The organism is Methylibium sp. Pch-M (genome assembly GCF_004136295.1).
Taxonomy (GTDB): domain Bacteria; phylum Pseudomonadota; class Gammaproteobacteria; order Burkholderiales; family Burkholderiaceae_C; genus Methylibium; species Methylibium petroleiphilum.
On the sequence record NZ_CP029606.1, the window covers coordinates 333849 to 357650 of the forward strand.

At 69.9% G+C, this 23802-nt stretch carries 24 protein-coding genes; 7 read left to right on the forward strand and 17 right to left on the reverse strand.

Annotation, left to right across the window (positions count from 1 at the left end):
* Positions 1 to 83 precede the first annotated feature (83 nt).
* The 10 genes from C1M51_RS01545 to C1M51_RS01590 all read right to left on the reverse strand — a co-directional run bounded on the left by C1M51_RS01545 (position 84) and on the right by C1M51_RS01590 (position 8005).
* Entirely contained in the window at positions 84 to 698 is a 615-nt protein-coding gene (locus tag C1M51_RS01545) for a nucleoside triphosphate pyrophosphatase (RefSeq protein ID WP_129447923.1), read from the reverse strand.
* 5 nt (positions 699 to 703) lie between these two features.
* Positions 704 to 1174, reverse strand: coding sequence for a 23S rRNA (pseudouridine(1915)-N(3))-methyltransferase RlmH (gene rlmH, locus C1M51_RS01550; RefSeq protein WP_129447924.1), 471 nt, complete (start codon positions 1172 to 1174; stop codon positions 704 to 706).
* Positions 1171 to 1821, reverse strand: coding sequence for a ribosome silencing factor (gene rsfS / locus C1M51_RS01555; protein WP_129447925.1), 651 nt, complete (start codon positions 1819 to 1821; stop codon positions 1171 to 1173). Before rsfS ends, rlmH begins: the two co-directional genes overlap by 4 nt.
* A gap of 24 nt (positions 1822 to 1845) precedes the next feature.
* Entirely contained in the window at positions 1846 to 2484 is a 639-nt protein-coding gene (nadD, locus tag C1M51_RS01560; protein ID WP_242499919.1) for a nicotinate-nucleotide adenylyltransferase, read from the reverse strand.
* Complete coding sequence (gene hemF, locus C1M51_RS01565; RefSeq protein ID WP_129447926.1) at positions 2481 to 3401, reverse strand: oxygen-dependent coproporphyrinogen oxidase; 921 nt, start codon at positions 3399 to 3401, stop codon at positions 2481 to 2483. The genes nadD and hemF overlap by 4 nt, the downstream gene beginning before the upstream one ends.
* Before the next feature lie 10 nt (positions 3402 to 3411).
* The gene (gene purD, locus C1M51_RS01570) at positions 3412 to 4704 is read right to left on the reverse strand and encodes a phosphoribosylamine--glycine ligase (RefSeq protein WP_129447927.1); all 1293 of its coding nucleotides are present in this window, start codon (positions 4702 to 4704) and stop codon (positions 3412 to 3414) included.
* 10 nt (positions 4705 to 4714) lie between these two features.
* The gene (locus C1M51_RS01575; RefSeq protein ID WP_129447928.1) at positions 4715 to 5440 is read right to left on the reverse strand and encodes a YebC/PmpR family DNA-binding transcriptional regulator; all 726 of its coding nucleotides are present in this window, start codon (positions 5438 to 5440) and stop codon (positions 4715 to 4717) included.
* Positions 5441 to 5466: 26 nt separating this feature from the next.
* Positions 5467 to 6060 carry a recombinase family protein gene (locus C1M51_RS01580; protein WP_242499928.1) on the reverse strand — a complete coding sequence of 198 codons (594 nt, stop codon included), beginning with the start codon at positions 6058 to 6060 and terminating at the stop codon, positions 5467 to 5469.
* Positions 6061 to 6646: 586 nt separating this feature from the next.
* Positions 6647 to 7213 (reverse strand): hypothetical protein, encoded by a 567-nt coding sequence (locus tag C1M51_RS01585; RefSeq protein ID WP_129447929.1) that lies wholly within the window; start codon positions 7211 to 7213, stop codon positions 6647 to 6649.
* 267 nt (positions 7214 to 7480) lie between these two features.
* Positions 7481 to 8005, reverse strand: coding sequence for a zonular occludens toxin domain-containing protein (locus C1M51_RS01590; RefSeq protein ID WP_129447930.1), 525 nt, complete (start codon positions 8003 to 8005; stop codon positions 7481 to 7483).
* Between the two features lie 145 nt (positions 8006 to 8150).
* Here C1M51_RS01590 and C1M51_RS01595 point away from each other — a divergent pair, with 145 nt between their 5' ends.
* Positions 8151 to 9680, forward strand: a complete 1530-nt coding sequence (locus tag C1M51_RS01595; protein ID WP_129447931.1) for a helicase HerA-like C-terminal domain-containing protein — start codon at positions 8151 to 8153, stop codon at positions 9678 to 9680.
* A gap of 15 nt (positions 9681 to 9695) precedes the next feature.
* On the opposite strand, the gene C1M51_RS01600 is transcribed toward C1M51_RS01595, so the two are convergent.
* Both C1M51_RS01600 and C1M51_RS01605 read right to left on the reverse strand, forming a co-directional pair.
* Positions 9696 to 12782 carry an efflux RND transporter permease subunit gene (locus C1M51_RS01600; RefSeq protein ID WP_129447932.1) on the reverse strand — a complete coding sequence of 1029 codons (3087 nt, stop codon included), beginning with the start codon at positions 12780 to 12782 and terminating at the stop codon, positions 9696 to 9698.
* Positions 12779 to 13960, reverse strand: a complete 1182-nt coding sequence (locus tag C1M51_RS01605) for an efflux RND transporter periplasmic adaptor subunit (RefSeq protein ID WP_129447933.1) — start codon at positions 13958 to 13960, stop codon at positions 12779 to 12781. Before C1M51_RS01605 ends, C1M51_RS01600 begins: the two co-directional genes overlap by 4 nt.
* Before the next feature lie 197 nt (positions 13961 to 14157).
* Here C1M51_RS01605 and C1M51_RS01610 point away from each other — a divergent pair, with 197 nt between their 5' ends.
* From C1M51_RS01610 to C1M51_RS01635, 6 genes are read left to right on the forward strand one after another with little or no spacing between them, the layout of a single operon-like run.
* Positions 14158 to 14934 (forward strand): class I SAM-dependent methyltransferase, encoded by a 777-nt coding sequence (locus C1M51_RS01610; RefSeq protein ID WP_129447934.1) that lies wholly within the window; start codon positions 14158 to 14160, stop codon positions 14932 to 14934.
* Positions 14935 to 14938: 4 nt separating this feature from the next.
* Positions 14939 to 16288 (forward strand): NAD(P)/FAD-dependent oxidoreductase, encoded by a 1350-nt coding sequence (locus C1M51_RS01615; RefSeq protein WP_129447935.1) that lies wholly within the window; start codon positions 14939 to 14941, stop codon positions 16286 to 16288.
* 2 nt (positions 16289 to 16290) lie between these two features.
* Entirely contained in the window at positions 16291 to 17319 is a 1029-nt protein-coding gene (locus tag C1M51_RS01620) for a hypothetical protein (RefSeq protein WP_242499934.1), read from the forward strand.
* Complete coding sequence (locus C1M51_RS01625) at positions 17316 to 18149, forward strand: MipA/OmpV family protein (protein WP_129447937.1); 834 nt, start codon at positions 17316 to 17318, stop codon at positions 18147 to 18149. Before C1M51_RS01620 ends, C1M51_RS01625 begins: the two co-directional genes overlap by 4 nt.
* Positions 18146 to 18892, forward strand: a complete 747-nt coding sequence (locus tag C1M51_RS01630; protein ID WP_011828928.1) for a lysophospholipid acyltransferase family protein — start codon at positions 18146 to 18148, stop codon at positions 18890 to 18892. Before C1M51_RS01625 ends, C1M51_RS01630 begins: the two co-directional genes overlap by 4 nt.
* The gene (locus tag C1M51_RS01635) at positions 18889 to 19662 is read left to right on the forward strand and encodes a glycosyltransferase family 2 protein (RefSeq protein ID WP_129447938.1); all 774 of its coding nucleotides are present in this window, start codon (positions 18889 to 18891) and stop codon (positions 19660 to 19662) included. The genes C1M51_RS01630 and C1M51_RS01635 overlap by 4 nt, the downstream gene beginning before the upstream one ends.
* 23 nt (positions 19663 to 19685) lie before the next feature.
* Here the strand turns inward: C1M51_RS01635 and fabG are convergent, their stop codons facing one another.
* From fabG to C1M51_RS01660, 5 genes are read right to left on the reverse strand one after another with little or no spacing between them, the layout of a single operon-like run.
* On the reverse strand, positions 19686 to 20417 hold the full coding sequence (fabG, locus tag C1M51_RS01640) for a 3-oxoacyl-ACP reductase FabG (RefSeq protein WP_129447939.1): 732 nt from the start codon (positions 20415 to 20417) through the stop codon (positions 19686 to 19688).
* A complete protein-coding gene (locus C1M51_RS01645; RefSeq protein ID WP_129447940.1) occupies positions 20414 to 20929 on the reverse strand; it encodes a hotdog family protein in 516 nt (171 codons plus the stop codon). The genes fabG and C1M51_RS01645 overlap by 4 nt, the downstream gene beginning before the upstream one ends.
* The gene (locus tag C1M51_RS01650) at positions 20922 to 21725 is read right to left on the reverse strand and encodes a beta-ketoacyl synthase chain length factor (protein ID WP_129447941.1); all 804 of its coding nucleotides are present in this window, start codon (positions 21723 to 21725) and stop codon (positions 20922 to 20924) included. Before C1M51_RS01650 ends, C1M51_RS01645 begins: the two co-directional genes overlap by 8 nt.
* Positions 21722 to 22906: a beta-ketoacyl-[acyl-carrier-protein] synthase family protein gene (locus C1M51_RS01655; protein ID WP_129447942.1), complete on the reverse strand. Its 1185-nt coding sequence runs from the start codon at positions 22904 to 22906 to the stop codon at positions 21722 to 21724. The genes C1M51_RS01650 and C1M51_RS01655 overlap by 4 nt, the downstream gene beginning before the upstream one ends.
* The gene (locus C1M51_RS01660) at positions 22903 to 23745 is read right to left on the reverse strand and encodes a polysaccharide deacetylase family protein (RefSeq protein ID WP_129447943.1); all 843 of its coding nucleotides are present in this window, start codon (positions 23743 to 23745) and stop codon (positions 22903 to 22905) included. The genes C1M51_RS01655 and C1M51_RS01660 overlap by 4 nt, the downstream gene beginning before the upstream one ends.
* Between the last annotated feature and the right edge of the window lie 57 nt (positions 23746 to 23802).

Sequence of the window (23802 nt, forward strand, 5' to 3'; positions counted from 1 at the left end):
GCCGAAAAGCCCGGCAGAACGGGCTGCTTTTCCCTCGGGGAAGTCAGGGCATTGCGGGCGGCGAGCGCCCTGACGGCGACCGCCTAGAACTGCCAGCCCAGCGGCCTCAGCAGTTGTGCCGTCTCGAACAGCGGCAGGCCCATGATGCCGGTGTAGCTGCCGTCGATGTGCTCGATCCATGCGGCCGCCTGGCTCTGGATCGCATAGGCCCCGGCCTTGCCGTGCGACTCGCCGCTCGCGACGTAGCGCACGATCTCGTCGGAGCTCAGCCGGCACAGTCGCACGGTCGACACCTGTAGCCGCAGCTGGGGCTCGAAGGCCGCATGCGGTCCCTCGACCACGGCCACCGCCGTCAGCACCTGGTGGGTCTGGCCCGACAGGGCCTCGAGCATGTGCGCCGCTTCCTCGTCATCGGCCGGCTTGCCGAGGATGCGGTCGCCCAGCACCACGGTGGTGTCGGCGCACAGGATCGGCGCCGCCTGCAGTGCCCGCTGCAGCAGGCGCGCCCGCGCCGCCGCCAGCTTGGCGAGCGTCACGCGCTGCACATAGTCGGCCGCCGCCTCGCCGGGCCGCACGGCTTCCAGCGCCTCGCTGTCCTCGTCGGCGCCGGGCAGCAGCAGTTCGTGGCGCACGCCGATCTGCAGCAGCAGCTGGCGGCGCCGCGGACTCTGCGAAGCCAGGTAGAGGAATTCGGGCACGCTCGCTACTCGCGGTGGTAAGGGTGGCCGGCGTTGACCGACCACGCCCGGTACAGCGCTTCGGTGAGCAAGACCCGTGCGAAGGCGTGGGGCAGCGTCAGGTCCGACAGGCGCAACGTCTCGTCGGCGCCGTCCTTGAGCGTGTCGGCCAGGCCATCGGGGCCGCCGATCAGCAGCGCCACGTCGCGGCCGTCGAGCTGCCAGGCCTGCAGCCGCTGCGCCAGCTGCTGGGTGGTGAGGCGGGTGCCGCGCTCGTCGAGCACGACACGGCGCACGCCCCGGGCGCAGGCCGCCTCGATGCGCTGCGCCTCGGCGGCCTTCAGGGCGTCCACGGTCTTACCCTGGGTGCGGGGCTCCGCCTTCACCGCCTTCAGTTCCACGCGCCAATCGGCGGGAAAGCGCTTGAGGTATTCCTCGCAGGCCGTTTCGGCCCAGCCCGGCAGGCGCTGGCCGACGGCGACCAGCGCGAGTTTCATGCGCGCGGAGTCTTGCGCGACGGTGCGGCCTTCTTCGCGGGAGCGCGCTTCGCGGCCTGCGCGCGGGCGGTCGAGGCGGCGGCCCGGGCCGGTGCCTTCTTCGCGACCGGTGCCGAGGCGGCCGTCTTGCGAGCCGGCGCCTTCCTGGCTCCCGGCGCCTTGGCCGCGGCGGACTTGCGCGCCGGCGCCGGGGCGGCGGAGCGCGACGCATACTTCGCCGCCGGCTTCTTGGTCGCCGCGCGCTGCTTCGGCTCGGCCGGGGCTTCGTCGGGCGCCGAGGCCTTGACCAGGCCCTTGCTCACCGCACCGAACTTCATCTTCACCGACTTGCCACCCCAGATCTCCTCGAGGTGGTAATAGCGGCGGATCTCGGGCTGCATGATGTGCGCCACGGCCGCGCCACAGTCGACGATGATCCACTCGCCGTTGTCCTCGCCCTCGGTGCGCATGACCGGAAAGCCGTGGGAACGGACCGCGTCGCGCACGCTGGCGGCCAGGGCCTTTGTCTGCCGGTTGCTCAGGCCCGAGGCCATGATCACCCGTTCGAACAGTGGCGACAGGTGCTCGGTGTTGAAGACCTGGATGTCCTGGGCCTTCACGTCCTCGAGGCCATCGACGATGGCGCGTTGCAGTTTGCGGATGTCCATGCAGCTCCGGGCTGGGTGCCGCCCTCAGGCGGCGGGGACGCCACCGCGAGGCGGCGCGTAGAGGTGGTAACGGTCAATATAGCGCGCGACCACGGTGGGCACCATGTCGGGAACCAGCGACTGCGCGGTGCCGCCGGCGGCGAGGTGGGCCCGGATCGCCGTCGACGAGACGTTCATCGGCGGCATCGGCAAGGCTTCGATGCGGTGCCACACCGCCAGCAGTTCGGACGGCGGCGCCGGCGACTTGCCGTCGCGGCCGGCCACCGCCAGCGTGACCCGCGTGATCAGCTCGCGCCACTCGTGCCAGGTGGGCAGGCGTTCGTACTGGTCCTGGCCGATCACGAGGAACCACTTCGCGTCCGGCTCGGCGAGTTGCGACTCGCGCACCGTGTCGATGGTGTAGCTGGGGCCGTTCCGCTCGATCTCGCGGCGGTCGATCTTGAAGCCGCGATGGCCGGTGATGGCCGCCTTGACCATCGCGGCGCGGTGCGTGCCGCTCAGCAGCGTGCGCTCCTTCTGCCACGGCACGCCGGCCGGGATCCAGCGCAGCTCGTCGAGCTTGAGGTGCTGCACCGCGGTCATCGCGAGCACCAGGTGGCCCATGTGCGGCGGGTCGAAGCTGCCGCCGTACAGGCCGATGCGGCGGGGGGGCGCGGCGTTCAAGTCGGGGCCACCCAGTCGCGCGGCCGCAGGAATTCGCTGTACAGCCGGGCCTCGGGCGTCCCGGGCTCGGGCCGCCAGTCGTAGCGCCAGGCCGCGGCCGGCGGCATCGACATCAGGATGGATTCGGTGCGCCCGCCGGACTGCAGCCCGAACAGCGTGCCGCGGTCCCACACCAGGTTGAACTCGACGTAGCGGCCGCGCCGGTAGGCCTGGAAGTCGCGCTCGCGTTCGCCGAACGGCAGCGCCTGGCGGCGCCGCACGATCGGCAGGTAGCCCGTGAGCAGGGCGTCGCCGACCGCACGCGTCATGGCGAAGCTGCCGTCGAAGCCGAGTTCGGAGAAGTCGTCGTAGAACACGCCGCCGACGCCGCGCGGCTCGTTGCGGTGCTTCAGGAAGAAGTACTCGTCGCACCACTGCTTGAAGCGCGGGTATTTGTCGTCGCCGAACGGTGCCAGCGCGTCGCGGCAGGTCGCGTGGAAATGCGCCGCGTCGTCCTCGAAGCCGTAGTACGGCGTCAGGTCCATGCCGCCGCCGAACCAGGTGACGGTCTCGCCGTCGGCGCGGTGCGCGGCCAGCATGCGCACGTTCATGTGCACCGTGGGCACATAGGGGTTGCGCGGGTGGAACACCAGTGAAACGCCCATCGCCTCGAAGGGCGCGCCAGCAAGTTCGGGGCGATGCTGGGTGGCCGACGGTGGCAGCGCGCGGCCGCGCACATGGCTGAAGCTGCAGCCGCCACGTTCGAGCAGGCGCCCGCCCTCGATCAGGCGCGACAGACCCTCGCCCTCCAGCTTGCCGCCGGGCTCGCGCGTCCAGCGGTCGCTCAGGAAGCGCCCGCCGTCCTCCGCCTCCAGCGCGGCGACGATTCGCTCCTGCAGACCCAGCAGGTAGTCCCGGACGGCTTGCGTGTCAGTCATCGGGCGGGCGTCAGCGCTTGATCGCGCGGTGACCGATGTCGCGGCGGAACTGCATCCCGTCGAAGGCGATGCCCGAGAGTGCGTCGTAGGCGCGGGCCTGTGCGACCTTGGCCGAGTCCCCGAGCGCGGTGACGCACAGCACGCGGCCGCCGCTCGTGACGATGTCCTTGCCCGGCTTGCTGGTGCCGGCGTGGAACACCACCGCGTCCGCGGTCTCGGGCGGCAGGCCGGTGATCACGTCGGCCTTGCGCGGCTGCTCCGGATAGCCGTGCGCGGCCATCACCACGCCCAGCGCGAAGCGCCGGTCCCACTGCAGTTCGACCTGGTCGAGCGTGCCGTCGGCGGCATGCGTCAGCACGTCCAGCAGGTCGCTCTTGAGCCGCATCATGATCGGCTGGGTTTCCGGATCGCCCATGCGGCAGTTGAATTCCAGCGTCTTCGGGTTGCCCTGGGCGTCGATCATCAGCCCGGCATAGAGGAAACCGGTATAGGGGATGCCATCACGCGCCATGCCGTCGAGCGTGGGCTGGATGATCTCGTGCATCACCTTGGCGTGGATGTTCGGCGTGACCACCGGCGCCGGCGAGTAGGCGCCCATGCCGCCGGTGTTCGGGCCGGCATCGCCGTCCTTCAGGCGCTTGTGGTCCTGGCTGGTGGCGAGCGGCAGCACGTGCTTGCCGTCGGCCAGCACGATGAAGCTGGCCTCCTCGCCGGCCAGGAACTCCTCGATCACCACGCGCGCCCCGCCGGCGTTGTGCGTGACGCCGAGCTTGTTGTCGCCGCTGTGGCCGGCCAGCATCCAGTCGACCGCCTGGTGGGCCTCGTCGAGCGTCGCCGCGACGACCACGCCCTTGCCGGCGGCCAGGCCGTCGGCCTTCACCACGATCGGCGCGCCGATGCGGTCCACATAGGCGTGCGCCGCCGCCGCGTCGGAGAAGGTCTCGTAGGCGGCCGTGGGGATGCCATGGCGCTTCATGAAGTCCTTCGAGAAGGCCTTCGAGCTCTCCAGCTGCGCGGCCGCCTGGGTCGGGCCGAACACCCGCAGGCCGCGGGCGCGGAACACGTCCACCACGCCGGCCGCCAGCGGCGCCTCCGGGCCGACCACGGTGAGGCCGATCTTCTCGGCCTGCGCGAAATCGGCCAGCGCGTCCACCTCGGTGATCGCGACGTTCTTCAGGCGCACGTCGAGCGCCGTGCCGCCGTTGCCCGGCGCCACGTAGACCATCTGCACCTTGGGCGACTGCGCCAGCTTCCAGGCCAGCGCGTGCTCGCGGCCACCACCGCCGATGACGAGTACCTTCATGTCGTCCTGCTCACTCGTCCAGTTCGGCGTTGTGGAACACGGCCTGCGTGTCGTCCAGGTCTTCCAGCACGTCGAGCAGCTTCTGCATGCGCTGCGCGTCCTCGCCGGCCAGTGCCACGGTGTTCTCGGCACGCATCGTCACCTCGGCCAGCTCGGGCACCAGCCCGGCCGCCTGCAGCGCCGCCTGCACGGCCTCGAAGTCGGGCGGCGCGCAGAGCACCTCCACCGTCCCGTCGTCGTCGGTGACCACGTCCTCGGCGCCGGCGTCGAGCGCCACCTCCATGATCCTGTCCTCGCTGCTGCCCGGTGCGAACACGAACTGGCCGCAGTGCTTGAACTGGAAGCTCACCGAGCCGTCGGTGCCCAGGTTGCCGCCGTACTTGCTGAAGGCGTGCCGCACCTCGGCCACGGTGCGCACCCGGTTGTCGGTCATCGTGTCGATGATGATCGCCGCGCCGGCGATGCCGTAGCCCTCGTAGCGGATCTCCTCGTAGCTGACGCCTTCCTGGTTGCCGGTGGCCTTGTCGACGTTGTACTTGATGCGGTCGGCCGGCATGTTGGCGGCCTTGGCCTTGTCGATCGCCAGGCGCAGCCGCGGGTTCATCGCGGTGTCGCCGCCGCCGGCGCGGGCCGCCACGACGATCTCTCGAATGATGCGGGTCCAGATCTTGCCGCGCTTCTCATCCTGGCGCCCCTTGCGGTGCTGGATGTTGGCCCATTTGGAATGGCCGGCCATGTTGTTCTCGTTTCGGAAAGCTTGGTTTAGGAAATGGCAGGCGTGGCTCCCGGAGCCCCTGCCCTTCGGTCGGCAACCCGCTGCCCGTGCCAGATTTTACTGACTGTGCCGGCCGAGCAACCTAGCAGCTCGGCGACCTCTCGCATCTTCAGCCCCCTGCCCCTTAGCTCGACGACGGCCGCTCGTTCGACGCGAGACCGGCGACCAACGGGCACACCGCGTGCCATTGCAGCGTAGAGGCCTGCGCAGCAGCGTTCGCGGATCAGGGCGCGTTCGAACTCGGCGAAGGCGCCGAGCAGCTGCAGCATCATTCGACCGACAGGTGTGGCCGTTTCGAGCGGCTCAGTGAGGCTGCGGAATTGCGCACCGGCGTCGGTGATGCGCTGGAGGATGCGCAGCAGGTCGACCAGGCTGCGGGGCAGGCGATCGATCTTGTAGGCGACGAGCACGTCGCCGGGCTTCAACCTGGTCAACAGCGCTTCGAGGAGCGGCCTGGCGCCTCCACCACTGTGCTTCTCCTCGATCTCCTCGATGACCTTGCCGGACCCCTGCCCGCATGAACGCGGCGCGCTGGAGCGCCGTGTCTTGTTGCACCGTTGAAACCCTCGCGTAGCCGACAAGCACCGGCAGCCCTTTCAAGCAGTCACGAAGGTGCGCACCGTACCGGGATCGATCTGGCGGACTCGATGGATAAGACCCATGTTTTTGCTTCGATGGGCGACTGAGCGAGTACACGAGAAAAGAGAGTGCCGAGGGCGCGCTGCTCCGGTCTGTGGTTGCGCCAGGTCAGAGCCCGCGAGCATCAGCTAGGCGGTGCGCTATCGCTGCCGCTGGCTGATCTGAAGGACGACGGCTCATCCTGGGGGCGAGCCCCCAGCCCCCTTTGATTCTGTATATTCACCGCCTCTGTTCAAACAAAGAATGAACATTAACCATGCACCTTTTTAACTGAGGTGCCTCATGCGGCGGGCCAATCAAAAAGCGGCTTTTGAAGCCTTTTTTGAATGAGGCCTTCATTTGTCACTCTTCCAACGATTGCCTGGTATGGCGGCAGCCTTCCTTTGCCGAGAAGTGATATTGCTACCTTTAAATATTTTTCGCTTCCAATCTGTTCAACACCAAGAACCAGATCACCTTCCGGCGCTTGACCTGGAATGCCTCCGACATAGTGACTTAGATGGTCTGACCTACCAAGAATCACATCATTTAGCAGAGGATCATATCCCTGCCCCTGAAAATTCCTTCAATATAACCATGGCCAATTTTGGCTAGAAGTTGGGAAAACGGCCCCCAAGCAGCCATTACGCCCATTTCAATATTTCCAACATCGAGAGCCTTTGCTAGCCCCGCAATTTTTTCGGGATCAGCCTTTAACTGAACTTTTAGTTCTGGATTCAACCCCGAAAGTGGCGCTCCGGTCAATATTCCAGGCGGCGGAAAATCTAACGCCATATAAATCGATGGCAAAAGTGATGGCGAAAACGACATTGGAGATTCTTCTCCCGTTTCGCTAACGATCGAGCCCTCGATATCGGCCGAGCGTTTTTTCTTGCGGCGAGTTTGGAAATTGTTCGCAATACGCATAGGGCCGTACATATCTCGCGCAATGATCAGCTCGAAACGTGTTGTCACTTTGGCGCAACTGTCGCAACTCGACTTGGGTAGAATGAGATTTCCATTAAGCGCTAGAGGAATGATGTGCTCATCAGTCAGGCGGCAATGATTTGCCCCGCAATAAATGCAGTAATTGGCAGGGGGAAAATATCTTCGCATGTGATGCCCCTCAAACAATCGTATCAATAAGGCGCGGGATATCTGCGCGTTGTCAGAGTATGGCTGAGAGCGAAGCGTTCACATCAGATCGGTTGCGCGGTTCGGGCGCCGTCGGGGGTATCGCTCGCGGCGCCCACTTGACCAGGCCGTCATAGCCAGCCGCACTGGTCCGACAGCTCAGCTCATCGACAATGACTGGCCGCCCGGCCTGGTCGATACAGCGGCAGACGTTGCCCTGGCTCCAGCAACCGTGGATCGCCGTCGCTTCTACTCGAGTAGATGGCGCTGAAGGCCCTGAGGGCTGCGGCGCCTGCGGTTGGCGGGGTGTGGGTGGCCCGGCTTGCCCGTGGCGAGCTGCTGCGCCTGGCTGTCGGGCTTGTTGCCGTCGTAGAAGGCCCAAGCCTTGTAGCCGAGCACCGCGAGCAGCAGCGGCACGATGAGAACGACGGAGCGGCCGGCCGTCGGCGGCTTGACGTGCGCCGCGGCCGAGTGGAACAGCTTGTAGTGCGACTTGCGCCGGATGAACTGGCTCTTGGTGGCGTTGGTGAAGCGCTCAGGGTTTGAGGCGTGCTCCCAGGCGTAGACCATGCAGACCGGAGATCCCATCACCGAGCGCACGTGCCGGTGCGGGCCGACCAGCGCGCGCACGGTGGTGTCGATCAACCGCGGGTGCTGCGTGATGATGAGAAAGTCCACGCCGTCGTGCCGGTGGATCTCCATCGCCTGCAGCCAGTACGGCGGCTTGCGGCCCAAGGTGCCACGCGGCATGACGAACTGCGCTTCGTCGATCACGACCAGGTCGCCAGGCGTTCCACTCGAACACCTCACGACCGGTATCGCTTGCTTCGTGTCTAGAGAAACCGAGGCGATTCACTTAGGATCGCGTCGATGGGTAGACGCCTCCGCGTCTTCGCCCGCCCCCCCTGCCGAGGACCTCATGGCCGAACCCCTGCTGATCGCCAAGCACGGCGAGATCGAATGCGCGCTGCTGCCCGCCCTGGCCAACCGCCACGGGCTGATCACCGGGGCCACCGGCACCGGCAAGACCATCACGCTGCAGGCGCTGGCCGAGCAGTTCTCGAAGATCGGCGTGCCGGTCTTCCTGGCCGACGTGAAGGGCGACCTGACCGGCATCGCCCAGACCGGCAGCGTGAACGACAAGCTCGCCAAGGTGCTGAAGGACCGCGGCCTGGGCCTGCCGACTCCCCTCGCCTGCCCGGCCACGCTGTGGGACGTGTTCGGCGCCCAGGGCCACCCGGTGCGCGCCACCGTGTCCGACATGGGTCCGCTGCTGCTGGGCCGCATGCTCGCGCTCAACGAGACCCAGCAGGGCGTGCTGTCGCTGGTGTTCAAGATCGCCGACGACAACGGCATGCTGCTGCTGGACCTGAAGGACCTGCGCGCGATGCTGCAGCACGTGGGCGACAACGCCAAGGAGTTCCAGACCGAGTACGGCAACATCAGCGCGGCCAGCGTGGGCGCCATCCAGCGCGGGCTGATGCAGATCGAGGAACAGGGCGGCGACAAGTTCTTCGGCGAGCCGATGCTCGACATCGGCGACTTCATGCAGACCGCCGACGGCAAGGGCGTGGTCAACATCCTGGCCGCCGACAAGCTGATGACCTCGCCGCGGCTCTACGCCACCTTCCTGCTGTGGATGCTCAGCGAGCTGTTCGAGCTGCTGCCCGAGGTGGGCGACCTGGAGAAGCCCAAGCTGGTGTTCTTCTTCGACGAGGCCCACCTGCTGTTCACCGACGCTCCGAAGGCCCTGGTCGAGCGCATCGAGCTGGTGGTGCGGCTGGTGCGCTCCAAGGGCGTCGGTGTCTACTTCGTGACACAGAACCCGCTCGACGTGCCCGACAGCGTGCTCGGCCAGCTCGGCAACCGCGTGCAGCATGCGCTGCGCGCCTTCACGCCGCGCGACCAGAAGGCGGTGAAGTCGGCCGCCGAGACCATGCGCGCCAATCCGGGCCTCGACATCGCCACCGCGATCACCGAGCTGGCGGTGGGCGAGGCGCTGGTCAGCCTGCTCGACGAGAGGGGCCGCCCGGGCGTCACGCAGCGCGTCTTCGTCATCCCGCCCGGCAGCCAGATCGGCCCGATCACGCCGCAGCAGCGCCAGGCGCTGATCGCCGGCTCGCTGGTGGCCGGCGTGTACGAGAAGGTGGTCGACCGCGAGTCGGCCTACGAGAAGCTCAAGGGCCGCGGCGCCGCGACGGCCGAGGCGGCCGACCAGCTGAAGGCGAATCGGGGTGCTGGCGGCACCGCGCCGGCACAGGAAGGCGGCGGCATGCTCGGCGGCTTGGGCGACATCCTGTTCGGCTCGACCGGGCCGCGCGGCGGCAAGCGCGAGGGCCTGGCCGAGTCGATGGCCAAGTCGGCCGTGCGCACCATGGGCACCACGGTGGGCCGCGAGATCATCCGCGGTGTGCTAGGCAGCCTGCTGGGCGGCAGCAAGCGGCGCTGAGGCGCGGGCTTCTCTTCAGCGGGCCTCCAGCGCCTCCGGCGTCTGGATCGGCCCTCGGCCGCTGTAGCGGTCGAGGTAGAGGTAGATCACCGGCGTGAGGTAGAGCGTGATCGCCTGCGAGAACAGCAGGCCGCCCACCACCGCCAGACCCAGCGGCTGGCGCAGCTCGGCGCCGGCGCCGATGCCCAGCGCGATCGGCACCGCGCCCATCAGCGCGGCCAGCGTGGTCATCGTGATCGGCCGGAAGCGCCGCACGCAGGCCTCGCGGATCGCGGCGTCGGGCTCCATGCCCTGGTTGCGCTGCGCATCGAGCGCGAAGTCGATCATCATGATCGCGTTCTTCTTCACGATGCCGATCAGCAGCAGGATGCCGATGGTCGCGATCAGCGTCAGGTCCTGACCGAAGAACTCCAGCATCAGCAAGGCCCCGACCGCGGCCGACGGCAGGCCGGCCAGGATGGTCAGCGGGTGGATGTAGCTCTCGTACAGCACCCCCAGCAGCACGTAGATCACCAGCAGCGCCGCGACGATGAGGATGGCCTGGCTGCCCTGCGAGGTCTTGAACACCGCCGCGTCACCGCCGTAGCTGGTGATCACCGACGCCGGCAGGCGGATCTCCTGCCCGTAGGCCTCGAGCTGCCGGGTGGCATCGCCGAGCGGCACGCCCGGCGCGAGGTTGAACGACACCGTCACCGCCTGCAGTTGCCCGACGTGGTTCACCGAGGTCGGCCCCAGCGTGCGCTCGACCGTCGCAAAGCTGTTCAGCGGCACCAGCGCGCCATTGCTGCTGCGCAGGTAGATGCCGTCGAAGGCGCTCTCGTCGCGCTTGGCATCGGGCGCCACTTCCATGATCACCTGGTAGCTGTCGGCGGTGGTGTAGATGGTGGCGACCTGGCGCTCGCCGAAGGCACTGAACAGCGCGTTGCGGATCGAATCGACCGACACGCCCAACGTGTTGGCCTTGTCGCGGTCGATCTTCAGCGAGGCCTGCAGGCCCTTGAGTTGCGAGTCGGAGGTGACGTCGCGGAAGCGCGGGTCGGCGCGCAGCTTCTCCTGCAGCCTGGCCGCCCAGTCGTTCAGCTCGTCGGCCTTCACGCTCTGCAGGATGTACTGGTAGCGGCTCTTGCTGGGCCGCCCGCCGAGCTGCAGGTTCTGCACCGGCTGCAGGTAGACGGTGATGCCGGCCACCTGGCTCAGCTGCCTGCGCAGCCCTTCCACCACCTGCTTCATCGGCAGTCGCTCGCCGCGCGGCTTGAGGTTGATGAACATGCGGCCGGTGTTCTGCGTGCCGCTGCCGCCGTTGACCGAGTTGACGCTCAGCACGTTCGGGTCGGCCAGCATCACCTGCACCGCCTGATCCTGCAGCTTCACCATCGCCGCGAACGAGGTGTCCTCGGCGGCTTCGGTGGAGGCGCGGATCTGGCCGATGTCCTCCTCCGGGAAGAATCCCTTGGGAATGGTGACGAACATCAGCGCGGTCAGCGCGAAGGTCAGCACGCCCACGCCCAGCATCAGACGGCGGTGCCGCAGCGCCAGGTCGAGCGAGCGCGTGTACCAGCGCGTGACGGCCTCGAAGCCGCGCTCGAAGCCGCGCACCAGCGCGCCCGGCGGGCGCTGCGTGGCCTCGGGCTTCAGGTAGCGCCCGGCCAGCATCGGCACGAGGGTCAGCGAGACGAAGGCCGACACCAGGATGGCCAGCGAGACGATCACCGCGAACTCGTGGAACAGCAGGCCGATCACGCCGGGCATGAAGAAGATCGGGATAAACACCGCGACCAGCGAGGTCGAGATCGAGACGATGGTGAAGCCGACCTCGCGCGAGCCCTTCAGCGCCGCCTCGAACGGGTCCATGCCCTGCTCGACGTGGTGCATGATGTTCTCGAGCATCACGATCGCATCGTCCACCACCAGGCCCACGGCCAGCGTCAGGCCCAGCAGCGAGATGTTGTCCAGGCTGTAGCCGCCGGCCCACAGCAGCGCCACCGCACCGATCAGCGACACCGGCAGCGACAGCGTCGGGATCACCGTCGCGACCGCCCTCCGCAGGAAGAGAAAGATCACCAGCACCACCAGCACGATGGTGCCGAGCAGCGTGAGGTTCACGTCGTGCAGCGCCTCGCGGATCGAGGTGGAACGGTCGTTCAGCAGGCTCAGCTGGATCGACTGCGGCAGCTGCGCGGTGAAGCCCGGCAGCGCGGCCTTGACCGCATCCACCACCGCCACGGTGTTGGCGTCGGGCTGGCGCTGCACGGCCAGCGTGATCGACGCCTCGCCGTTGAAGTTGGCCGAGGTCTTGACGCTCTCGTAGCTGTCCTCCACGGTCGCCACGTCGCGCAGCCGCACCGTGTTGCCGTTCTTGCTGCTGACGATCAGGTCGGCGAACTCGGCCGCGTTGCGCAGCTGCCGGTTGGCCTGCACCGTCAGCGTCTGGCGGTCGCCCTCGAGCGTGCCGACCGGCGTGTTGGCGTTGGCAGTGGCGAGCGCCGCGCTCAGCTCCTCGATCGCGATGTCGCGCGCGGCCAGCGCCTGCGGATGCACCCTCACCCGCACCGCGAAGCGTCGCTGGCCGAAGATGTTGACCTGCGCCACGCCAGGCAGCGTGGACAGCGCGGGCGAGATCAGGTGCTCGGCGTAGTCGTTCAGGTCCGACAGGTTCAGCGACGGCGAGGTCATGGCCATCAGCAGCACCGGCGCGTCGGCCGGGTTGACCTTGCGATACGACGGCGGCGCGGTCATGTCCTGCGGCAGCGTGCGCTCGGCACGCAGCAGCGCCGCCTGCACGTCGACCGCCGCCGCGTCGATGTCGCGGCCCTCGTCGAACTCCAGCGTCAGCGAGGTGCTGCCCAGCGTGCTGGTCGAGCTGATCATGCTGAGCGAGGGGATCGTCGAGAACTGCTTCTCCAACTGCAGCGCCACCGAGGTGGCCATGGTCTCGGGGCTGGCACCGGGCAGCGAGGCCGTGACGTTGATCACCGGGGTGTTGTAGCTCGGCAGCGCGGCGATCGGGATCTGCCGGTAGGCGATGACGCCGGCCACCACCATGGCCAGGTTCAGCAGCACCGTCATCACCGGACGGCGGATGAACAGCTCCGACAGGTTCATGGCCGCGGCTCCGACGCGGCGGCCACGCGCCGCGCCGGGCGGCTCGCCGCGGCCGCCGCCGGGGCCTGCTCGACGACCGCCGCACCGGGCCGCAGGTTCTGCTTGCCGTCGACGATGAGGCGCTCGCCTGCCTGCACACCGCCGACGGCCGCCACGTCACCGGCCGAGGCGATGACCTCCACCTCGCGGAGCTGTGCCTTGCCGTCCGTGCCGACCACGTAGACCGACTTGGCCTTGGCACCCTGGATGATCGCGGCCTGCGGCACCAGGACCGCGCCCGGCAGGCTGCCGACCGCGAGCTTCACGTCGGCATAGGCACCGGGCCACAGCTGCTGCTGCGGGTTGGCGAACTGCGCCTTGACCTGGACCGTGCCCGAGTTCGCATCGACCGCGCTGTCGACGAACTGCAGCATGCCGGTGAGCGGGACCTGCGCGCCCGGCAGGCGCGCGGTGACGCGGCCGGTGCCCGACTTCAGGCTGGCCAGCAGCGCGCCGATGTGCCGCTGCGGCACCGGGAAACTCACCGCGATCGGGTCGAGCTGGGTGATCGTCACCAGCGCCGGCGACGCCGGCGTCACGTAGCTGCCGGCATAGACCGCGATCGCGCCCACGCGGCCGGCGCTCGGGGCCACGATGCGCGCGTAGCCGAGGTCCACGCGCGCGGCCTGGATCGCCGCGCGGTCGGCCGCCACCACCGCCTGCTGCGCCTCGACCTGGCTGAGGTTGGTGTCGACGGCGCTCTGCGACACGAAATCCTGGCGCAGCAGATCGCGGCTGCGGGCCAGTTGCCGCTCGGCGTCCGCCAGCGTGGCCAGATCGCGCTGCAACTGCGCCTGGGCCTGGGCCACCCGCACCTCGGCAGCCCGGCTGTCGAGGGTGAACAGCAGTTCCCCGGCACGGACCGTCTGCCCTTCGCGGATGTGCACCCGCTCGATGGCGGCACTGATCTGCGGATGGATCTCCACGCGGTTCAACGCGCTGACCGTGCCGGTCGCCCCCAGTTCCAGCGCAAAGTCCTCGCGGCGTGCCGGTACCGTGGTCACCGTGACGGCGGCGCCGGCGGTCGCCGCCGCAGCACGTGGGGCGCCGGCCGGCGGGCGCTGCGTCAGCCCCCAGGCGAGGGCGGCCCCCGCGACGACCAGCACCACGGCCCCCCCCAACAGCGTCGTTCTTTTCATGTCACTGCGATCTCGGGCAAAGGCGAAAGTTGCCACGCGCACTTGAGCCCGGCGTGAAGGACTGTGAACTTGCGTGAAGCCACCGCGACCCTGACGGGCGACGATCGGCCGACCCGGAGTGTCGCCGCCCCGGCGGCGGCCTGCCTGCGCTCGGTCTTGCGGGACGGGCTGCTCCAGCGGCTTGCCATAATCGTTCGATGCAACCCGGCCCGCCCTCCATCCCGCCGTCCCGCGAGGCCCTGGCCCCGCACGCGCCGCTCAGCGCCTACTATGGAGACGAAGCCGATCACCAGCGCTTCCTGCGCCGCATTTTCGACGACACGGCGCCGGACTACGAGCGCATCGAGCGCATCCTGGCCCTGGGCTCCGGCCCCTGGTACCGTCGGCGCGCGCTGGAACGGGCCGGGCTCGCCACCGGCGCGCAGGTGCTCGACGTCGGCATCGGGACCGGCATGGTCGCGCGCGAGGCGCTGCGCCTGATCGGTCCGGGTGGCCGGCTGGTCGGCATCGATCCCAGCCCCGGCATGATGGGCGAGGTGCATCTGCCCGGCGTCGAGTTGCGGCAGGGTCGCGCGGAGGCCCTGCCCTGCGACGATGCCAGCGCCGACTTCCTCAGCCTCGGCTACGCGCTACGGCACATCGCTGACGTGTCGGCCGCGTTCTCCGAGTTCCACCGCGCCCTGCGGCCCGGCGGGCGGTTGCTGCTGCTCGAGATCACGCGTCCGGTCGGGCGCATCCCCACCTCGCTGCTGCGCGGCTACATGCGTGCGGTGGTGCCGTTGATCGCTCGCGCCGTCGGGCGCCGCAGCGACACCGCCGAGCTGTGGCGCTACTACTGGGACACCATCGAAGCCTGCATCTCGCCGGACTCGGTGATGGAGGCACTGCGGGCCGCGGGCTTCGAGCAGGTGCAGCGCCACGTCGAGCTCGGCATCTTCTCCGAGTACACGGCCGTCAAGCCGGCCCGGAACTGAACCCATGAATTCCGCTGCATCCTCCTCCGACACGGCGCCCTCCTCCTGCGACGTGCTGGTGATCGGCGGCGGTCCGGCCGGCTCCTCCATCGCGGCCCTGCTGGCGAAACAGGGCCGCGATGTCGTGCTGCTGGAGAAGGCCCACCACCCGCGCTTTCACATCGGCGAGTCGTTGCTGCCCGCCAACGTCGCGCTGTTCGAGCGGCTCGGCGTGCGCGACCAGGTCGAAAAGATCGGCATGCCCAAGTGGGGCATCGAGTTCGTATCGCCCGAGCACGAGCACCGCAGTTACCTGGAGTTTGCCGACCAATGGGACAAGCGCCAGCCCTATGCCTGGCAGGTGCGCCGCTCCGAACTGGATGAACTGCTGTTCCGCCATGCGGCGGCGTCCGGCGCCAAGTCCCTGGAAGGCTGCCGCGTGCGCGACGTGAGCTTCGACGCCGACGGCGCCACCGTGCAGGCCACGCTGGACGACGGCGCCGCGCGCAGCTGGCGCGCCCGCTTCGTGGTCGACGCCTCCGGGCGCGACACCTTCATCGCGAACAAGCTGCGCTGCAAGGAAAAGAACCCGGCGCACAACAGCTCGGCGCTGTTCGGCCACTACACCGGCGCGCGCCGGCTGCCGGGCGTGAAGGAAGGCAACATCAGCATCATGTGGTTCGCCCACGGCTGGTTCTGGTTCATCCCGCTGGCCGACGGGACCACCAGCGTCGGCGCGGTGTGCTGGCCCTACTACCTGAAGCAGCGCGACAAGCCGTTGAAGGACTTCTTCGACGACACCATCGCGTTGTGCCCCGAACTGGCCGACCGACTGAAGGACGCCACGCTGGTGGGCGGCGACGTACACGCGACCGGCAACTTCTCGTACTGCGCCACCCACTGCAGCGGCGAGCGCTACCTGCTGCTCGGCGATGCCTTCACCTTCATCGACCCGATGTTCTCGTCCGGCGTCTACCTTGCCATGCACAGCGCCTTCGACGGCGCCGACGTGGTGGCGACCTGCCTGGATCGCCCCGCCGAGGCCGTGGCAGCCCGCCGCCGCTTCGAGGCGACGATGCGCAAGGGGCCGCGCGAGTACTCGTGGTTCATCTTCCGCGTCACCAACCCGACCATCCGCGAGATGTTCATGTACCCGGCGAACCCGCTGCGCGTGAAAGAAGCGCTGCTGTCGCTGCTGGCCGGCGACATCTACGGCAAGACGCCGATCTGGCCGTCGCTGTGGGCCATGAAAGGCATCTACTACCTCATCTCGCTGCGCAGCCTGCGCCGCACCATCGGCGGCTGGCGGCGGCATCGCCGCAACATCCAGGACATGGGCCCGCTGCGCGGCGAGAACATTCTCGAGGCGCAGTGACGGTGCCGGCTGCCCTTCCCTCGCCCCACCTGAGCGTCCAACGCCTCACGCCGTCGCAGTGGTCGGCGCTCGCCGCCGGCGCGACGCCGCCGCTGGGCGCCCTCGGCTACGGCATGGCCGCCGCACCCGGCCTGGCCGCGGTGGCTGCCCGCACGCTGGGCGCCGCCGGCCCACGCGTCGACGCCTGGTGCAGCCCGGCACCGCTGGTCGACGCCGGCCGCTGCGGCGGCGTCCACTGGCGACACGACGGCCACTGGCTGTTCGGCTCGCTGCAGCTCGACGAAACGCTCGAAGCCGACGGCGGCATGCAGGCCCTCGCACAGCGCGCCTACCAGGACGTGTTTGCCACGCTGGCCCACACTAGCTGCGAGCACCTGCTGCGGCTGTGGAACTACCTGCCCGACATCAACGGCGACGGCGGCGGCCTGGAGCGCTACCGCCAGTTCAACCTGGGGCGCCAGCAGGCCTTCTTCGACGCGCAGCGCCCGGCCTTCGAGGGCGCGCCGGCGGCCTGCGCGCTGGGCACGCAAGGTGGTCCGTTCTGCGTGCACTTCCTGGCCGGCCGCACGCAGCCGCTGCAGGTCGAGAACCCGCGCCAGGTGTCGGCCTACCACTACCCGAGCGAGTACGGCCCGCGGAGCCCGAGCTTCTCGCGTGCGGCGGTGTTCGACGCCGGCGCGGGCCAGGTGGCGCTGCTGATCTCCGGCACGGCCAGCATCGTCGGCCACGCCAGCCTGCACGCGGGCGACGTGGCCGCGCAGACGCGTGAGACCCTCACCAACCTGGAGGCGGTGCTCAGCGCCGCGCGCCAGCGCAGCAGCGCGCGCTTCGAGCTCGATCAGCTCTCGCTGACGGTGTACGTGCGCCACGCGAGCGACGCCGCGCAGGTGCTGTCGCTGCTCGGCGACGCGCTCGGCGCCGACGCCGTGGCACTGCGGGACGCCGTGCTGCTGCAGGGCGACGTCTGCCGCCGCGAGCTGCTGGTCGAGATCGAAGCCCACGCCTTCGCGCCCGGCGAGGTGCGCGCGTGAGGCGGCGGGCCGGGAACGCCTGCATCGCCTCGCTGCTGGCCTGCACCGCCTCGCTGCCGGTCGCGGCCCAGGAGGAAAGACCGCTGTGGGAACTGGGGCTCGGTGCGGCGGCCCTGCGCCTGCCGCACTACCGCGGCGCGGACCAGTCGCACGACTGGCTGCTGCCGGTGCCCTACGCCGTGTACCGCGGCAGGATCTTCAAGGCCGACCGCGACGGCGCGCGCGCCGTGCTGTTCGAGTCGGACCGGCTCGACTTCGACCTGAGCCTCGCCGCCACCGCGCCGACGCGCAGCGAGGACAACGACGCGCGCCGGGGCATGGGCGACCTCGCGCCGACACTCGAGCTCGGGCCCAACCTCAACTGGACGGCCGCCCGCGGCACCGGTTGGACCCTGCAGTTGCGAGCGCCCCTGCGCGCGGCGCTGACGCTGGAGTCGCACGCGCGAGGCATCGGCTGGACCGCCACGCCGAACCTCAGCCTCGATGTCGAGAACGTCGGCAGCACCGGCTGGAACCTCGGACTGATGAGCGGTCCGGTGTTCGGCAGCCGCCGCTTCAACGCCTATTTCTACGACGTGCCGACGGCCGACGCCACCGCCGATCGACCGGCCTACCGCAGCCCCGGCGGTTATGCGGGCGCCCAGGCCACCGCGACGCTGTCGCGTCGCTTCGAGCGCACCTGGGCCGGCCTGTTCGTCCGCCACGACACGCTGCACGGCGCGCGCTTCGCCGACAGCCCGCTGGTGCGCCGGCGAGACAACCTCTCGTTCGGCATCGCGTTCAGCTGGGTCTTCGCGACCTCGTCCGAGACCGTATCCTCCGATCGATGAAGCGCCTGTTCGCCCTTCCCCTGAGCCTGGCCCTGCTCGCGCTGTTGCTGCTGCTCGGCGTGATGTCGACGATCTGGAACCTGACCGCGCTGCTGCTCTACCCGCTGCTGCCACGCGATCGCGGCCTGGTCGTCGGTCGCGCCGGCATCGCCTACGGCTACCGGCTCTACTGGTTACTGGCTTCGGCCAGCGGCATGATCAAGCTCGATGCGAACGCACTCGATGCGTTCAAGGACGAGCCGCGGCTGATCGTCGTCGCCAACCACCCCAGCCTGCTCGATGCGCTGATGCTGGTGGCCCGCCTGCCCAGGAGCGCCTGCATCATGAAGGCCGGGCTGATGCGCAACCCCTTCCTCGGTGCCGGCGCGCGGCTGGCGCGCTACATCCGCAACGACTCGCCGCGCGGCATGATCCGCCTCGCGGTACAGGACCTGCAGCACGGTGGCCAACTGGTGCTGTTTCCCGAAGGCACGCGCACGACGCGGCATCCGGTCAATCCGTTCCGGCCCGGCGTGACGCTGATCGCCAAGCTCGCCGGGGCACCGATCCAGACGGTCTTCATCGACACCGAGTCGCCCTACCTCGGCAAGGGCTGGCCGATCTGGAAGCTGCCGCCGCTGCCGATCCGCTTCTCGGTCCGGCTGGGCGAGCGCTTCGCGCCGCAGGAGGACACCGATGCGCTGCTCGCACAGCTCGAAGCCTATTTCGCTGCCGGCGTGAAGCCGTCCGGGCCCACCGCATGACGCCGTCGACCACGCACCTGGTGCTGATCCCGAGCTTCGACACCGGGCGCAAGCTCTGCGACACGGTGCGCGAGGCGCGTGCGCAGTGGAACCCGGTGTGGGTGGTGATCGACGGCAGCACCGACGGCAGCGGCGCGGAGGTTCAGCGTCTGGCCGTCGGCGACGAGGGACTGCGCGTGCTGCTGCTGTCCATCAACCAGGGCAAGGGCGCGGCGGTGCTGCACGGCCTGCGAGCCGCGCAGGCCGCCGGCTACACCCATGCCCTGACGATGGACGCCGACGGCCAGCACCCGGCGGGCCTGATTCCGGACTTCATGCGCGCCTCGCTCGCCCGGCCCGACGCGATGATCCTCGGCCGCCCGGTGTTCGACGCCAGCGCGCCGCTGCTGCGGGTGCGCGGCCGGCGCGTCTCCAACGCCTGGACCAACCTCGAGACCCTGGGCGCCGGCGTGGCCGACTCGCTGTACGGCTTTCGCGTCTACCCGGTCGCCGCGCTGGTCGCCGTGATGGCGCGCCAGCCCTGGATGCGCCGTTTCGATTTCGACACCGAGGCGGTGGTGCGGCTCGCCTGGCGCGGCATCAAGCCGATCAACCGCGACGCGCCGGTGAAGTACCTGCGGCCGGAGGACGGCGGCGTCTCGCACTTCCGCTACGGCCGCGACAACCTGCTGCTGACCTGGATGCACACGCGGCTGATGCTGGAGTTCCTGTTGCGCCTGCCGGTACTGCTGTGGCGCCGCCTGCGGCGGCAGCCGCCGTTCCAGGCTTGAGATCGGTCGGCTGAAACGGTAGCTCACAGCATGCCGCCATTGATCGAGATCACCTGGCCGGTGATGTAGCCCGCCGCGGGACTGGCGAGGAAGCCGGCCAGGTCGGCCACTTCCTCGGGCGTACCGGCACGCTTGCACGGCACCAGCTGCGCGATGGCCGCGGCATCGAAGGCGGCATCGGCCATCGGCGACGCGATGATGCCCGGCGCGATGGCGTTGACCGTGATGCCGCGGCTCGCGACCTCCAGCGACAGGGCCTTGGTCGCGCTGTTGAGCGCGCCCTTGGCCGCCGCGTAGTTCACCTGGCCGCGGTTGCCGGCGAGCGCCGCGACCGAGGAGATGTTGATCACCCGGCCCCAGCGGGTGCGCAGCATCGGCAGCAGCAGCGGCTGGGTCACGTGGAAGAAGCCGTGCAGCGACACGTCGATCACGCGGTGCCACTGTTCGGCGCGCATGCCGGGGAACACCGCGTCGTCGTGCACGCCGGCGTTGTTGACGATCACCTGCACCGGCCCGTCCGCGAGCAGGCGCTCGCAGGCCACGCGCGAGGCGTCGGCGTCGGTCAGGTCGAACACGCAGCAGGCCGCCTGGCCGCCGTCGGCACGGATCGCCTCCGCCAGTTGCTCCACTGCCTGCGGGCGCGCGTTGGCGTGCAGCAGCAGCGATGCGCCGTCGCGCGCCAGCCGCCGGGCGATCGCGGCACCGAGCGCGCCGCTGGCGCCGGTGACGAGGGCGCGCTTGTGGTCCAGGCTCATGGCTCGCTCCTCGGTGACGGCAGGTCCTGCGTGGCGGGCGTCCTCGCAAGCGGCGTGTCGAGCACCACGGTCGCGCGCCCGTCGACCAACAGGCGACCGTGCTCGTCGCTGAGCTCGAAGCGGTACATCACCTGCCGGTCCTCGCCGGCCAGACGCTCGGCGCGCACCTGCAGCGGCCCGGCCACGCCATCCAGCCGCGCCACTGCCAGCCGCACGTTGCGCACGCTTGCCAGGTAACCGGGCCGCGGGCCGGCCTCGGGCGGCGCGAGCAGCGCGCCGTGCAGTGCCATGGCCTGCGCCGCGTACTCGATCGCGCACGGCGACAGCAGGCCGCTGGCGCTGCGCAGCGGGTGGTCGGGTTCGCTGTGGTTCTCGGCGGCGCAGTGGATCTGCTCCGGCGACCAGGACAGCAGCCGGTCGAGCAGGCACATGCGACCCTGGTGCGGGATGCGCAGCGCGATGCCGGCGCGGTCCAGCGTGGCCGGGGCAGCGGCCGGGAAAGACTCACGCATGGGGCCGGACCTCGACCGTGAAGCCCTCCAGTCCCTCGATGCGCAGCGAAGCCGGCGCACCGACGGCCAGTGCGCGCAGCAGCGGCAGGCTGCGAGCGGCCGGCACGCCGAGGCGCAGCGCATCGAGTGCGACATCGCCGCAGTCGCTCGCAGGGGCCTCGGTCTCGTCGCTGCGCAGCGTCAGCATCGGCAGCGGTGCGTCGTCCGGACCGACATCGAGCAGCAAGGCCACGCCGAAGGCGGCCGACAGCGGCCGCACGCTGTGCAGCGGCTCCGGGTAAGGCGCATCGCCCGCCACCAGCAGCACCGGGCGGCGTGCGCTCACGCACTGCACCATCGCCTCCAGCAAGCCGGCGCCGAAGCTGCCATCGTGGGCACACAGACTGGTCGACGGCGCGCGGCTGGTGGTGGCGATGTGCCAGTAGCCCGCCACCGCGTTGTGCACCGAGTTGGTAAAGCGCGTGGGCGAGATGGCGCGCTGCGGCGTCGCCAGTGCCTCGCACAGCGCGTTGCAGTTGGCAGCGTCGCCGCTCGACGCGGTGAACACCGTCGCCAGATGCTGGGTGTCGGCACCGGCCTCGGTGCAGGCCTGGTCGGCCACGGCCATCGACAGCTTCACGACGTCGCCGGCACGCCGTCGCTCAGCCGGCGGCAGGCGGCCCGGTGCCGTCAGCACCGTCGGCCGGAAGACCCAGGCGGACGGCTCGCGCAGCATCTGCTGCCCTCCGGTCCAGTCGGCCAGGCCCGGCCCCAGCATGCCGACACCGCGCACGCGCACGCTCAGCGCGGCGCTCATGCGGCGGCCCCGAAGACGAGGCAGGCGTTGGACCCGCCGAAGCCGAAGGAGTTGCTCGCCACCAGGCCGAGGCGGGCCTCGACATTGGCATCGAGATAGCGACTGCGCAGCGCCGCATCGGGCACGCGCCGGTTCAGGCCGCCCGGCATCAGGCCGTGCTGCAGCGCCAGCATCGCGATCGCTGCCTCCACGCCGCCGGCCGCGCCCAGCGTGTGCCCGGTGGCGCCCTTGGTCGAGCTGCAGGGCAGCCGGTCGCCGAACACCGCGTTCACGGCGAGGTCCTCGGCACTGTCGTTGTTGGGCGTCGCGGTGCCGTGCAGGTTGAGGTAGTCGATCTCGCCCGGCACCACGCCGGCCTGGGCGAGCGCCGCCTGCATGGCATCGACCGCACCCGCGCCCTGCGGGTGTGGGCTGCTCATGTGGAAACCGTCGCTGCTCTCGCCGACGCCGCGCAGCCAGGCCCGGGGCGCGCCGGCGTCGCGCTCCAGCAGCGCGAAGGCCGCGGCCTCGCCGAGCGACAGGCCGTGGCGCTGCGCATCCCAGGGCCGGCAGATGTCGTTCGACAGCAGTTCCAGCGAATTGAAGCCGTACAGCGTGGTGAGGCAGAGGCTGTCGACGCCCCCCACCACGGCGGCGTCGATCACGCCCAGCTCGATCAGGCGGGCCGCGTGGCCGAACACCTTGGCGCTCGAGGAGCAGGCCGTCGACACGGCGCAGGACGGCCCCTCCAGCGCGAGCACGCGGCGTGTGAAGTCGACCACCGAGTAGGTGTTGTGCGTCTGCGCGTAGCGGAAGTCGGCCGGCAGCGCGCCGGTCGCTGGATCGCGGCGGCGGTAGGCCAGCTCGGTCTGCAGGATGCCCGAGGTGCTGGTGCCGAGGAACACGCCGATGCGGCGCGGCCCGAAGCGCGCCTGCGCCCGCGCCACGCTGGCGGCGAAACCGTCGGCCTGCAGGCCGAGCCAGGCCAGCCGGTTGTTGCGGCAGTCGAAGTCGGCCAGCGCCGGCGGCAGCGCTTGCGCGTCGACGCCCTCCACTTCGCCGATCCAGGTGTCGAGGGCCGCGGTCTCGAAGGTCTTGCGTGCCAGACCACTGCGGCCGCCACGCAGTGCGGCCAACGTGGCCGCGCGGCCGACGCCCAACGCACTGGCGAGCGTGTAGTCGGTCACCGCCAGCGGTTTCATGCGTCGCTCGCCGTCCGGCGTGGCGGCAGTGCGGCCGTCAGCGTCACGCAACGCAGCCCGGCGGCACGGCAGCGATCCAGCAGTGGCGGCAGCACCTCCAGCAGCACCGGTCGGCCGGCTGCCGTCGTCGCCGCATGGCCGTCGTGCAGCAGCAGGATGTCGCCGGCAGCGAGGTCGCGCGTCAGCCGCTCGAGCACACGCTGCGGCGTGCGCTCGCGGGTGTCGAAGCCGCGCCGGGTCCAGCTCACCAAATGCAGGCCGAGCCGGTGCAGCACCGGGTCGAGGAAGGGGTTGCGCAGGCCCGCCGGCGCCCGGAAGCAGTGCGGGCGGCGCCCGGTGATGTCGCCCAGCACCTGTTGTGCCCGCTCCAGTTCGGCGGCGTAGCCACGCGGCCCGAGCATCGCGAAGTTGTGGCGGTGCACATGGCTGTGGTTCTGCACGCAGTGGCCACGCGCGAGGATCTCGCGCGTCAGCGCCGGCTGGGTCGCGGCACGCGCTGCGATGCAGAAGAAGCTCGCCTTGGCGCCGTGCCGGTCCAGCAGGTCGAGCACCGCGGGCGTGACCGCAGGGTCCGGGCCGTCGTCGATGGTCAGCGCGATCTCGCCGCGCGCGGCGCCGGCATCGGGCAGCCGCGTGACGTTGGGGCCGAGCAGCCGACTGCGCGGCCACAAGCCGGCCGCGGTGAGTGCCGCGTGGTTGGCCAGCACGCTGCCGAAGGCCCACGGAGCCGCCCCCGGCACGGCGATCGCCGCGCCGGCCGCCACCGCATGCAGGCCGAGGCTGGCGCGCAGCAGCGGCGGCATCGGCCAGGCAGCGCTCGAGGAGGAGGCGTGGGACATGGGGAAAGCCGCCGCGGTGGCGGGGCGCTGGCGGGTTACTGCAAGCTGCAATTTTCC